The following is a 13071-nucleotide window of genomic DNA, read 5'->3' as shown; positions in this document are numbered from 1 at the left end:
CCAAACCGGCCTGTTGTTTCGACGCCTTTTGTCACGGATGGGCCGGCATCGCAAGTTATTTACAACCCGTTGGCTGCCTCTGAACAGCAGATGAATGCAGCGTTCAAACCTGTTTCAGATCAACAATGCTCTATTCACATCAACATCGAAACGGGCCGCTTTCATCGGCTCACCCGCCTCCGGAAAGATCAGGCCATGTTGGTTCTCATTATTGCAGTCGCCATTATCGGTTCTTTTATCGTCGAACATGTCGTTCATCTTTTCGCGGACAACTACGAAATAGAATGGGCGCCCCAGGCTGACAGCACCAATTCTGCTCAAGAAATCGCCATTGCCATGCGTAAAACGCATCGCGAATCTGAACGCCAGATGAACAAGGCATTCAAGGTCGCTTCAGACGGACGTTGGTAAACAGAGGCTCAACATCAGGCGGAACCAATCACCAGCCGCTGCGTTAAAAGCCCGAACCTTAGATTTGCTCATTGCGGTAAGAAGGAAACAGAGTATGCCCGATAAGATCACCCTTATTAACGTCGTTTGGATGACCATGATTTCGGGAATGCTTGCAGCAACAATCGCTCTCTATGATCAAAAGCCTGACCAGTCGAAGATCTACGGTCCCTTTGCTTCGGCTCGTCCCTTCATTACCACCAGCCAGTATTAAGGGATCTGAACGCTAGTTCCACGAGAGGAAGGGAGCGGTCATGTTCACGATATTAACGGTGCTAACGCTTATCATCAGCAGCATGTTCGTTGTGTCCGTCGCGTCCACCATCTCAGCACTCCACCGTGAAAGCGAGGAGAGCAAGAAGCTGAATAAACACCATAGGGCGCTCTGAACCGCAGCGTATTCCGATATCTCCCCTCCCGGGCGCGGCCCTCCAATCGCTCGGGTTAATTCGAACCGGACGCTCCCCCAGCGTCCGGTTTTTTGTGCAGTAGCTTCCCGGTCGATAACACTGCATCAACGAAAAACCGGGCAGCCAAGCCGCCCGGTCCTCAATTCCACATGCGGAGTGCATCGAACCTTATTCTTCGGTTGTACCCTCGGCGTCGCCGTTCGAGACTTCCGCATCACTGTTCGGAACATCGTCCTCGACACCATTGTCACCCGTTTCATCCTCGCCATCCGGCTCGCTGATACGTTCGACCGACACGACTTTCTCGTCCTTGGCCGTCGAGAAAATGGTGACGCCCTTGGTCGCACGGCTGGCAATGCGGATGCCGTTGACGGGAACGCGGATCAATTGGCCTCCATCCGACACCAGCATGAGCTGATCGCCTTCCGCAACCGGGAAGGCGGCCACAAGCTCGCCGATCTCGCCGGTCTTCGACGTGTCGGTGGCACGGATACCCTTACCACCACGGCCGGAAATGCGGAAATCGTAGGAAGACGAGCGCTTGCCGAAGCCTTTTTCGGAGACCGTCAGCACGAATTGCTCCAGCGCCTTCAGTTCTTCATAGCGTTCATCGCTAAGCTGTCCCCCTTCGGTGACTTCCTCACCGACCAGCGCGATTTCCTCATCCTCGCCCGTAGTCGAGCGGCGGTCGCTGGCAGCGCGCTTGAGATAGGCGGCGCGCTCCCATGGCTCGGCGTCGACGTGGTTGACGATTGTCATCGAAATGATGTTGTCGCCCGACGCCAGCGTAATGCCGCGAACGCCGATAGAATTGCGGCCGGCAAAGACGCGAACATCCGAAACCGGGAAGCGGATGCACTGGCCGAGCGCCGTCGTCAGAAGCACGTCGTCATGTTCGGTGCAGGTCTCGACGGAGAGGATTTCGTCGCCCTCCTCTTCCAGCTTCATGGCAATCTTGCCGTTGCGGTTGACCTGAACGAAGTCCGACAGCTTGTTGCGACGCACGGTGCCGCGCGTCGTCGAGAACATGACGTCGAGATTGTCCCAAGTGCTTTCATCTTCCGGAAGCGGCATGATCGTGGTGATGCGCTCGCCGGGCTCCAGCGGCAGCATGTTGATCAGCGCCTTGCCGCGCGACTGCGGCGTGCCGATCGGCAGGCGCCAGACCTTCTCCTTGTAGACGATACCGTGCGACGAGAAGAACAGAACCGGCGTATGCGTGTTGAGAACAAATAGCCGAGTAACGAAATCCTCGTCGCGCGTGGTCATTCCGGAGCGACCCTTGCCGCCACGGCGCTGGGCGCGGTAGGTGGTCAGCGGCACGCGCTTGATATAGCCGAGATGGGAAACGGTGACGACCATATCCTCGCGGGCGATCAGATCCTCGTCGTCCATCTCCAGGCCGCCATCGACGATCTCAGTGCGACGCGGTGTGCCGAACTCGTCGCGAACGGCGATAAGCTCTTCTTTTACAATGGTTTGGATGCGGACGCGCGACGACAGGATATCGAGATAATCCTTGATCTCGGCACCGATCTTGTTGAGTTCGTCGCCGATTTCGTCGCGACCAAGCGCCGTCAAACGCGCAAGACGCAGTTCGAGAATGGCGCGCGCCTGCTCTTCGGAAAGATTGTAGGTGCCGTCATCGTTGATGCGGTGACGCGGGTCATCGATTAGCCGGATAAGGGATTCGACATCTGCGGCCGGCCAGCGGCGCGTCATCAGCTCCTCACGAGCCGATTGCGGATCGGGTGCATGACGGATGACGCGGATGACTTCGTCGATATTGGCGACGGCGATGGCGAGGCCGACCAAGACGTGCGCGCGCTCGCGCGCCTTACGCAGCAGATATTTGGTGCGGCGGCTGACCACGTCTTCGCGGAAGGAGACGAAGGCCCTCAGCATGTCGAGCAGGGTCAACTGCTCCGGCTTGCCGCCATTCAACGCGACGACGTTGGCGCCGAAAGAGGTTTGCAGCGGCGTATAGCGATAAAGCTGGTTGAGGATGACGTCGGCATTGGCGTCGCGCTTCAGCTCGATCACCACCCGATAGCCCTGACGATCGGATTCGTCGCGCAGGTCGGAGATGCCTTCGATGCGCTTTTCGCGCACGAGCTCGGCCATCTTCTCGATCATCGTCGCCTTGTTCACCTGATAGGGGATTTCGGTGATGATGATCTGTTCGCGGTCGCCACGCATCGGTTCGATCGTCGCGACGCCGCGCATGACGATGGAGCCGCGTCCGGTCTCGTAGGCCGAGCGAATGCCGGCACGGCCGAGAATCTTGGCCCCAGTCGGAAAATCCGGACCCGGGATGATCTGCATGATGTCCGGCAGCTCGATCGCCGGATTGTCTATTAGGGCGATGCAGCCGTCGATCACTTCGGAGAGGTTATGCGGCGGGATATTGGTCGCCATGCCGACCGCGATACCGCCGGAGCCGTTGACCAAGAGGTTCGGGAACTTTGCCGGCACTACGACAGGCTCGCTCAGAGTGCCGTCATAGTTCTCACGGAAATCGACGGTTTCTTTGTCGAGGTCGTCGAGCAGCGAATGCGCCACCTTCTGCAGGCGGCATTCCGTGTAACGTTCGGCGGCCGGCGGATCGCCGTCGACGGAGCCGAAATTGCCCTGACCGTCGATCAGCGGCAGGCGAAGCGACCAGGGCTGCGCCATGCGGGCTAGCGCGTCGTAAATCGCCAGGTTGCCGTGCGGATGGTATTTACCCATCACGTCACCGGTAACGCGGGCGCATTTCACATATTTCTTGTTCCAGTCGATCCCGAGTTCCGACATGCCATACAGAATGCGCCGATGGACGGGCTTGAGACCATCGCGAACATCGGGAAGCGCGCGGCTGACGATCACGCTCATCGCGTAATCGAGATACGACCGCTGCATTTCCTCCATGATGGAAATCGGCTCGATGCCTGGCGGGAGCTTCCCGCCGCCGGGTGGTGTTTGCTCAGTCAAAACAGATCACGATCTCTTTTAGAATCATTGCGAAATTTATAGCCGAAAGGCCCTGCAAACGCCAATTTTGCCGGGTGCTTTTAAACAGGCTTTTGCCCTCTTAACCCGCTAAATCGCACATTTCCATGGCAGAAGGATTTGGTTGCACCGCATTGCGCTTTGCGAAACGTTATTCCTCGCATATCAATGGGCCAACAATGAATAGAAACAAGGCCCGGGGGTTATATGGCGAGCGCCGACACGCTGATCAATGCCTTCACAACGTTGCTCGTCACGGTCGACCCGCCAGGTCTTGCTCCGCTCTTCATCGGCCTTACAGCCGGCATGAACCGTGCTCAACGCCATCAGGTGGCGCTGCGCGGCTCGCTGATCGCATTCTTCATCATGGCGGCCTTTGCCCTATTCGGCGCCGGCGTGCTCGACATTCTCGGCATTTCCATCGGTGCGTTCCGCATTGCCGGCGGCCTGCTGCTTTTCTGGATCGCTTTCGAGATGGTGTTCGAAAGACGGCAGGACAGGAAGGAAAAGACGACGGAAGTCGCAATCACCAAGGATCACATCCAGAATATCGCGGTATTTCCCTTGGCTCTGCCGCTGATCGCCGGCCCCGGCGCCATTTCGGCAACCATCCTGCTGGCCGGTTCGCTGCAGACCGTGTTCGATCGAGCCCAGTTGATCCTCGTCATCGCCATCAATCTCGGGCTGGTCTATGCGGCATTGGCGATCTCGGAGAGGCTAGACCGCATGCTGGGATCAACCGGCCGTGCCATCCTGACGCGCCTGCTCGGCGTCATTCTTGCCGCGCTCGCCACTCAATTCGTGGTCGACGGCGCAAAAGCGGCACTGAAGCTCACATAAACCGAAGCAGATGTAAAAAGACCCGCCGGAAAGGCGGGCCGTTCAACTCTACGCGGCATGACTGCCGAACAAAGCGGCGATCAAAACGGAATATCGTCGTCCAGATCCCGCGAGAAATTGCTGCCGCCGCTGCTTGCGGCACCACGGCCACCGCCGGCACCACGGCCGGAGGATTGCGACGAAGGCTGGCCATAGTCGTCACCGCCATAATCGCCACCGTAACCACCGCCAAAGTCACCGCCTCCGCGTCCACCGCGACCGCCTTCGACAGCGCCACCGCCTTCGCCACGACCATCCAGCATGGTCAGCGTCGAATTGAAGCCCTGCAGCACGATTTCGGTCGAATAACGATCCTGGCCGTTCTGATCCTGCCATTTACGCGTCTGAAGTGCGCCCTCGATATAGACCTTGGCGCCCTTCTTCAGATACTGCTCGGCGACCTTGCAGAGACCTTCGTTGAAGATCACGACGCGGTGCCATTCCGTCTTTTCCCGGCGCTCGCCGGAATTGCGATCGCGCCAGGTTTCCGACGTCGCGACGTTGAGGTTGGCGATCGGACGGCCGTCCTGCGTGCGGCGGATTTCCGGGTCCGCCCCGAGATTTCCAACCAGAATTACCTTGTTCACACTACCGGCCATGATTACCTACCCTGCTTGCCGCTCATCGGCGGCTTCTCAAATTCTATCCACGCACCTTAGACTATTGCCGCTGTCAGGCGCTATTTATGCGGCACCATCCGCCGCGCTCATCCACAGACATTATATGATATGCGACACATGAGATGCGGCCTTGACCCGAAGGTAAATTTGTTCTTTCTTTGTTCTAATTCACCTCTATGATCCTGTCAACCGAATCGAAAACCTGGCACTGCCCTTCATTTCAGCCTCGACTCACGAGCGGGCATCACTAAATAAGGGCAGACACCAAGGGACCGCAGACGACGATGAGCGAACTGAAGACTATTTCCATACGTGGCGCGCGCGAGCACAATCTCAAGGGGATCGATCTCGATCTTCCGCGCAACAAGCTGATCGTCATGACCGGCCTTTCCGGCTCGGGCAAATCCTCGCTCGCCTTCGACACGATCTATGCCGAAGGTCAGCGCCGCTATGTCGAGAGCCTGTCGGCCTATGCGCGGCAGTTCCTGGAGATGATGCAGAAGCCGGATGTCGATCAGATCGACGGCCTGTCGCCGGCGATTTCGATCGAGCAGAAGACCACGTCGCGCAACCCACGCTCGACGGTCGGCACCGTTACCGAAATCTACGACTATATGCGTCTTCTGTTCGCCCGCGTCGGCGTGCCCTATTCGCCGGCCACAGGTCTGCCGATCGAGAGCCAAACCGTCAGCCAGATGGTCGACCGCGTGCTCGCCTTTGGGGAAGGCACAAGGCTTTATATCCTGGCGCCGCTCGTGCGCGGCCGTAAGGGCGAATACAAGAAGGAATTGGCGGAGCTCATGAAAAAGGGCTTCCAGCGCGTCAAGGTCGACGGTCAGTTCTACGAGATCGCCGATGTGCCGGCGCTCGATAAGAAATACAAGCACGATATTGACGTGGTGGTCGACCGTATCGTTGTCAGGCCCGACGTATCGGCGCGCTTGGCGGACAGCTTCGAAACCTCGTTGCGCCTTGCCGACGGCCTTGCCATTGCGGAATTCGCCGACAAGCCTTTGCCGCCGGAAGAAACCGCGGCCGGCGGCTCCGCCAACAAATCCCTGAACGAGACGCATGAACGCGTGCTGTTTTCGGAAAAATTCGCCTGCCCCGTTTCCGGCTTCACCATTCCGGAAATCGAGCCGCGGCTCTTCTCGTTCAACAATCCCTTCGGCGCCTGCCCGTCCTGCGACGGGCTTGGTTCATTGCAAAAGATCGACCCGGCGCTGATCGTCCCGGAGCCGGAGCGCACGCTGCGCGACGGCGCAATCGCGCCATGGGCCAAATCGACATCGCCCTATTACAATCAGACACTGGAAGCGCTCGGCAAGCACTACGGCTTCAAGCTCGGCAGCCGCTGGAGCGACCTATCCGACCAGGCAAAAGACGTCATCCTGAACGGGACTGAGGACAAGATCGAGTTTCATTACGCCGATGGCGCCCGTTCCTATACGACGCATAAGAATTTCGAAGGCATCGTGCCGAACCTTGAACGCCGCTGGAAGGAAACGGATTCCGCCTGGGCGCGCGAGGAGATCGAGCGTTTCATGTCGGCGGCTCCCTGCCCGGCCTGCAACGGCTATCGCCTCAAGCCGGAAGCGCTGGCGGTGAAGATCAACAAGCTGCACATCAGCCAGGTCGCGGAGATGTCGATCCGGGTTGCCCGCGACTGGTTCAACGTGCTGCCGGAAACATTCACCGACAAGCAGAACGAGATCGCCGTGCGCATCCTCAAGGAAATCCGCGACCGCCTGCGTTTCCTAAACGATGTCGGCCTCGAATATCTAAGCCTGTCGCGCAATTCCGGCACGCTGTCGGGCGGAGAAAGCCAGCGTATTCGCCTGGCCTCGCAGATCGGCTCCGGCCTGACGGGCGTGCTCTATGTTCTCGACGAACCGTCGATCGGCCTGCATCAACGCGACAATGCCCGTCTGCTGGAAACGCTGAAGCATTTGCGCGACATCGGCAATACGGTCATCGTCGTCGAACACGACGAGGATGCGATCCTGACGGCGGATGATGTCGTCGATATCGGTCCTGCGGCCGGCGTGCATGGCGGCGAGGTGGTGGCGCATGGCACGCCGCAGGACATCATGGCCAACCCGAAATCGCTGACCGGGAAATATCTTTCCGGCGAGCTCGGCGTGCCGGTTCCCGATGAGCGCCGCAAGGTCAAGAAAGGCAAGGAGATCAAGGTTATCGGCGCGAGAGGCAACAACCTCAAGAATGTCACGGCCTCGATCCCGCTCGGTGTCTTTACCGCGGTTACCGGTGTTTCGGGCGGCGGCAAGTCCACCTTCCTGGTCGAGACGCTCTACAAGTCTGCCGCCCGCCGCGTCATGGGCGCGCGCGAAATCCCGGCCGACCACGATCGCATCGACGGCTTCGAACATATCGACAAGGTGATCGATATCGACCAGTCGCCGATCGGCCGCACGCCGCGTTCGAATCCTGCGACCTACACCGGCGCCTTCACGCCGATCCGCGATTGGTTTGCCGGTCTTCCGGAAGCCAAGGCGCGCGGCTATCAGCCGGGCCGCTTCTCCTTCAACGTCAAGGGCGGCCGCTGCGAAGCCTGCCAGGGCGACGGCGTCATCAAGATCGAAATGCACTTCCTGCCCGACGTCTACGTCACCTGCGATGTCTGCCACGGCAAGCGCTACAACAGGGAGACCCTGGACGTCACTTTCAAGACCAAGTCGATCGCCGATGTGCTGGATATGACGGTCGAAGAGGGCGTCGATTTCTTTGCTGCCGTTCCCGCCGTGCGCGACAAGCTGCAATCCCTGAAAGATGTCGGTCTCGGCTATATCAAGGTCGGTCAGCAGGCCAATACGCTGTCGGGTGGCGAGGCGCAGCGCGTCAAGCTAGCCAAGGAATTATCGAAGCGTTCGACCGGGCGCACGCTCTATATCCTCGACGAACCGACCACCGGCCTGCATTTCCATGATGTCGCAAAACTCCTGGAGATGCTGCACGAGCTGGTCAATCAGGGCAATTCGGTTGTCGTCATCGAGCACAATCTCGAGGTCATCAAGACGGCCGACTGGATCCTCGACTTCGGTCCCGAAGGCGGCGACGGCGGCGGCGAGATCGTCGCCGCGGGCACGCCGGAGACGATCGTCAAGGAGAAGCGGTCCTATACCGGTCAGTTTTTGAAGGACCTGCTGGAGCGGCGGCCGGTGAAGAAAGTCGTCGCGGCGGAGTGAGCTAGTCCGGCCGATCAAAGGAGGGAGGAGAGAATGACCACTGCAGGCACGATCCGAACCGGCATCGGCGGCTGGACCTTTGAGCCTTGGCGCGGGACATTTTATCCCGACACGCTCAAGCAGAAGGACGAACTCAATTTCGCCAGCCGCAAGCTGAAGGTGATCGAGGTCAATGGTACCTATTACAGCACGCAGAAGCCGGAGGTTTTTGCCAAATGGGCTGCCGATGTGCCTGATGGTTTCATCTTCTCGCTCAAGGCGACACGTTTCGTCACCAACCGCCGCGTGCTCTCAGAGGCCGGTGAATCGATGCAGCGCTTTCTCGACTCTGGCATCAGCGAACTGGGCGATCATCTCGGACCGCTTCTCTGGCAATTCGCTCCGACCAAGAAATTCGATCCCGATGATTTCGAGGCATTCCTGAAGTTGCTGCCGGACAAACAGGATGGCTTGGCGCTGAAGCACGTTGTCGAAGTCAGGCATGACTCGTTTAAGGTGCCGGAATTCATCGCTTTGCTCGCCAAATACAATGTGGCGCCGGTTTGCGCCGAGCATTTCGAATATCCGATGATTGCCGATGTGACCGCCGATTTCGTCTATGCCCGCCTGCAGAAGGGTTCCGACGATATCAAGACCTGCTATCCGCCGAAGGAATTGAAGGCCTGGGCGAAGCGATTGGAAACATGGGCCGAGGGCAAGATACCCGATGATCTGCCGTTGATCGATGACACCCGTAAGGTCAAGGCTGAGCCGCGTGACGTCTTTGCCTTCATGATCCATGAGGGCAAGATCAATGCGCCGCATGGCGCGATCGCGCTGCAGGAGGAAGTGGCGAAGTAATGCTCTCAGAAAGGTGTTACATGGGCCACGAGATCTTCAGCCGTCAGTCCTTTTCCAGCACGTTGGCCGGCGAGGCCATGCAGCCAGACGCCGGCCGCCGCCGCTTCGAATGCAGATGCCCCCTGCGCCAGAAGCCCCCCGATAATGCCGGCGAGCACGTCGCCGGAGCCGGCGGTGGCTAGCCATGACGGCGCATTGGCGTTGATCAAGGCCCGGCCATCGGGCGCGGCAATGACGCTGTCGGCACCCTTATAGATGATGGCGGCATGGGCGCGCGCCGCCGCTGCCCTCGCTTTATCAACCTTGCTCAACGCGTCATCGGCGGCAATATCGGGAAATAAGCGGGCGAACTCGCCCTCATGCGGCGTCAAGACCAGGCGTATCGGCCCCTCCGCGAAAGCATCGAACAAGCGTTGCGGTTCATCGCGAAACGACGTTATGCCATCGGCATCGAGGACCAGATGACGGTCGCTCATAGCCAGCGCGAATTGCCGGGCCTTCTCGCCGGCACCGAAGCCGGGGCCGAGGACGAAGGTCGAGAGGCGCTGATCAGTGAGCCAGGCGCGCAAGGCGGCTTCGTCGTCGATTTCACGCAGCATGATCGCCGTCAGCAGCCCGGCATTGACAGCGAGCGCCTGTTCCGGCGAGGCGATGGTGACGAGCCCTGCCCCTGCCTTTAGCCCCGCCATGGCTGACATGCGGGCAGCACCGGTGGCGGTCGCTCCGCCGGAAAAGACCACCAGATGACCGCGCTTGTATTTGTGAGTGTCCGTGGCAGCCGCCGGCAGGTCCGCCTGCCATTGCGCCGGCATGTTTTCCCCAATCAGGCCGTTCGCGTGGGCGCGGACAATGCGCGCGGGGATGCCGATGTCGAAAACCTCTAGCTCACCGCAAAGATCGCGCCCCGGCACCAGCAGATGACCCGGTTTGCGGGTCATGAAGGTGACCGTGTGAACAGCGCGAAAGGCAGCACCCAGCACCTGGCCGCTGCGACCGTCGAGGCCCGAGGGCAGGTCGACGGCGATGACGGGAATACGGGCCTCGGTGATCGTTGCGATGATCGCCGCCACCTCATCGGGGACGGGGCGGGAGAGGCCAGCGCCGAAAATGGCGTCGATGACGATATCTCCCGGCTGCGGCGAATAGCGCCCGAATGTTTCTCCGCCATCAGGACAGTCCGCAAAGGCGCGGGCAGCATCGCCTTTCAATGTTTTGGGATCGCCGAGGTGGAAGAGCCGGACCTCCACGCCGGTTTGCCGCAGGGCGCGCGCCGCGATGTAGCCGTCGCCACCATTGTTGCCGGGACCACAGAGAACGATAAATCGCAAGGCCTCGGGGAAATGCCGAAGGGCGCTCGCAGCCACCGCCTGGCCTGCCCGTTCCATAAGTCCGTAGGAGTCGATGCCAGAAGCGGCAGCCGCCCGGTCGACGGCAGCCATATCCTCGGGCGAAAGAAGCAGATCGGCGAGTGGTGACATCATGATGGATATCATTGAATGCGAAACCTGCCTGAAAAACAATCGCTATTCCGAGGCATCTTTTGCCTATAGATCATGCGTTTGCATAATTATTATGCAGGCGCATTCAAAATCCTCTTGAAGTACAATTGTGAGAAATACAGCACCTTTTTGCAAAATTTTGCTTCTTCTCATGCATTTCGGTGCGAAATCGCTTCCATTTTTCCGAAAAATCCTCATCAATCCGGGTTCTCGGCGCCAATTCGCCGGGATTTTTTACGGCGGGCCTCCGTGAACTGGCATGATACATGCATCAGGTTGGCCAAGCGGGGAATGGTCCTGCTGTAACGGGAGAAGCGGAGAGACATTTTCTCATGAAAAAGATCGAAGCGATCATTAAGCCTTTCAAGCTGGACGAAGTGAAGGAAGCCCTTCAGGAAGTCGGTCTGCAGGGTATCACTGTCACGGAAGCGAAGGGCTTCGGTCGTCAGAAAGGCCACACGGAGCTTTACCGTGGCGCCGAATACGTCGTCGACTTCCTGCCTAAGGTGAAGGTCGAAGTCGTATTGGCGGACGAAAATGCGGAAGCGGTGATCGACGCCATCCGCAAGGCTGCGCAGACCGGCCGGATCGGCGACGGAAAGATTTTCGTCTCCAATGTGGAAGAGGTCATTCGAATCCGCACCGGAGAGACAGGTATAGACGCCATCTAACCCGCCCGGCCGTTGCGGCCGAGGCTCGTAATCGTCATCTAAGTCAAGGGAAGCAATTTTAATGACGACCGCAAGCGAAATTCTCAAACAAATCAAGGATAACGACGTTAAGTTCGTTGACCTGCGGTTCACGGATCCCAAGGGCAAGCTGCAGCATGTCACGATGGACGTCGTCTGCGTCGACGAAGACATGTTCGCCGACGGCGTCATGTTCGACGGCTCCTCGATTGGGGGTTGGAAGGCCATCAACGAATCCGACATGGTACTGATGCCTGATACCGAAACGGTTCACATGGATCCGTTCTTCGCGCAATCCACCATGGTCATCCTCTGCGACATTCTCGATCCGGTCTCGGGCGAAGCCTACAACCGCGATCCGCGCGGCACCGCCAAGAAGGCCGAAGCCTATCTCAAGGCCTCCGGCATCGGCGACACCGCTTTCTTCGGTCCGGAAGCCGAATTCTTCGTCTTCGACGACGTCAAGTACAAGGCCGATCCGTACAACACCGGCTTCAAGCTCGATTCCAGCGAATTGCCGTCCAACGACGACACCGACTATGAAACTGGCAACCTCGGCCACCGTCCGCGCGTCAAGGGCGGCTACTTCCCGGTTCCGCCGGTCGACAGCGCCCAGGACATGCGTTCGGAGATGCTGACGGTTCTCGCCGAAATGGGCGTCGTCGTCGAAAAGCATCACCACGAAGTCGCGGCCGCCCAGCATGAGCTCGGCATCAAGTTCGACACGCTGGTGCGCAACGCCGACAAGATGCAGATCTACAAGTATGTCGTTCATCAGGTGGCCAATGCCTACGGCAAGACGGCAACCTTCATGCCGAAGCCGATCTTCGGCGACAACGGCTCGGGCATGCACGTTCACCAGTCGATCTGGAAGAGCGGCAAGCCGACCTTTGCCGGCGACGAATATGCAGGCCTCTCCGAGAGCTGCCTCTTTTACATCGGCGGCATCATCAAGCACGCCAAGGCGATCAACGCTTTCACCAACCCGTCGACGAATTCCTACAAGCGTCTCGTCCCGGGCTATGAGGCTCCGGTTCTGCTCGCCTATTCGGCGCGCAACCGCTCGGCTTCCTGCCGCATCCCGTTCGGCTCCAACCCGAAGGCAAAGCGCGTCGAAGTTCGCTTCCCCGACCCGACCGCCAATCCTTATCTCGCCTTTGCCGCCATGCTGATGGCCGGCCTCGACGGCATCAAGAACAAGATCCATCCGGGCAAGGCCATGGATAAGGACCTGTACGATCTGCCGCCGAAGGAACTGAAGAAGATCCCGACGGTCTGCGGCTCGCTGCGCGAAGCGCTTGAAAGCCTGGACAAGGACCGCAAGTTCCTGACCGCTGGCGGCGTCTTCGATGACGATCAGATCGATGCCTTCATCGAACTGAAGATGCAGGAAGTCATGCGCTTTGAAATGACCCCGCATCCGGTCGAATACGACATGTACTACTCGGCATAAGAACCGAGGTGAAAGCCCCGGTCCGCCGGGGCTT

General features: G+C 59.0%; 10 protein-coding genes. 7 read left to right on the top strand and 3 right to left on the bottom strand.

Translation table 11 applies throughout. From position 1 onward, the window contains the following. Positions 1–90: 90 nt before the first annotated feature. Together QA646_RS06800 and QA646_RS06795 are read left to right on the top strand one after the other, a co-directional pair. Entirely contained in the window at positions 91–411 is a 321-nt protein-coding gene (locus QA646_RS06800; protein WP_283058275.1) for a hypothetical protein, read from the top strand. 94 nt (positions 412–505) lie between these two features. Next, a complete protein-coding gene (locus QA646_RS06795) occupies positions 506–664 on the top strand; it encodes a hypothetical protein (protein WP_172831022.1) in 159 nt (52 codons plus the stop codon). Between the two features lie 364 nt (positions 665–1028). On the opposite strand, the gene gyrA is transcribed toward QA646_RS06795, so the two are convergent. Further along, positions 1029–3833, bottom strand: coding sequence for a DNA gyrase subunit A (gene gyrA, locus QA646_RS06790; protein ID WP_283058273.1), 2805 nt, complete (start codon positions 3831–3833; stop codon positions 1029–1031). Between the two features lie 225 nt (positions 3834–4058). Between gyrA and QA646_RS06785 the strand changes: the two genes are divergently transcribed. Continuing rightward, on the top strand, positions 4059–4691 hold the full coding sequence (locus QA646_RS06785; RefSeq protein ID WP_283058272.1) for a MarC family protein: 633 nt from the start codon (positions 4059–4061) through the stop codon (positions 4689–4691). 80 nt (positions 4692–4771) lie between these two features. On the opposite strand, the gene QA646_RS06780 is transcribed toward QA646_RS06785, so the two are convergent. After that, entirely contained in the window at positions 4772–5329 is a 558-nt protein-coding gene (locus QA646_RS06780) for a single-stranded DNA-binding protein (RefSeq protein WP_283058271.1), read from the bottom strand. 305 nt (positions 5330–5634) lie between these two features. Here QA646_RS06780 and uvrA point away from each other — a divergent pair, with 305 nt between their 5' ends. Then, positions 5635–8556, top strand: a complete 2922-nt coding sequence (uvrA, locus tag QA646_RS06775) for an excinuclease ABC subunit UvrA (protein WP_283058270.1) — start codon at positions 5635–5637, stop codon at positions 8554–8556. Between the two features lie 33 nt (positions 8557–8589). Continuing rightward, a complete protein-coding gene (locus tag QA646_RS06770) occupies positions 8590–9396 on the top strand; it encodes a DUF72 domain-containing protein (protein ID WP_283058269.1) in 807 nt (268 codons plus the stop codon). Positions 9397–9401: 5 nt separating this feature from the next. Here QA646_RS06770 and QA646_RS06765 read toward each other — a convergent pair whose 3' ends face one another. Next, on the bottom strand, positions 9402–10877 hold the full coding sequence (locus QA646_RS06765; protein WP_283058268.1) for an NAD(P)H-hydrate dehydratase: 1476 nt from the start codon (positions 10875–10877) through the stop codon (positions 9402–9404). Positions 10878–11227: 350 nt separating this feature from the next. Here QA646_RS06765 and QA646_RS06760 point away from each other — a divergent pair, with 350 nt between their 5' ends. Together QA646_RS06760 and glnA are read left to right on the top strand one after the other, a co-directional pair. Then, on the top strand, positions 11228–11566 hold the full coding sequence (locus QA646_RS06760; RefSeq protein WP_003539626.1) for a P-II family nitrogen regulator: 339 nt from the start codon (positions 11228–11230) through the stop codon (positions 11564–11566). Positions 11567–11627: 61 nt separating this feature from the next. Further along, the gene (glnA, locus tag QA646_RS06755; protein WP_283058267.1) at positions 11628–13037 is read left to right on the top strand and encodes a type I glutamate--ammonia ligase; all 1410 of its coding nucleotides are present in this window, start codon (positions 11628–11630) and stop codon (positions 13035–13037) included. The last annotated feature ends 34 nt before the right edge of the window (positions 13038–13071 follow it).

The organism is Rhizobium sp. CB3090, assembly GCF_029714285.1.
Lineage (GTDB): Bacteria > Pseudomonadota > Alphaproteobacteria > Rhizobiales > Rhizobiaceae > Rhizobium.
The sequence above is the reverse complement of the archived record's forward strand: the minus strand, read 5'-3'. Positions and strand labels throughout refer to the sequence as shown.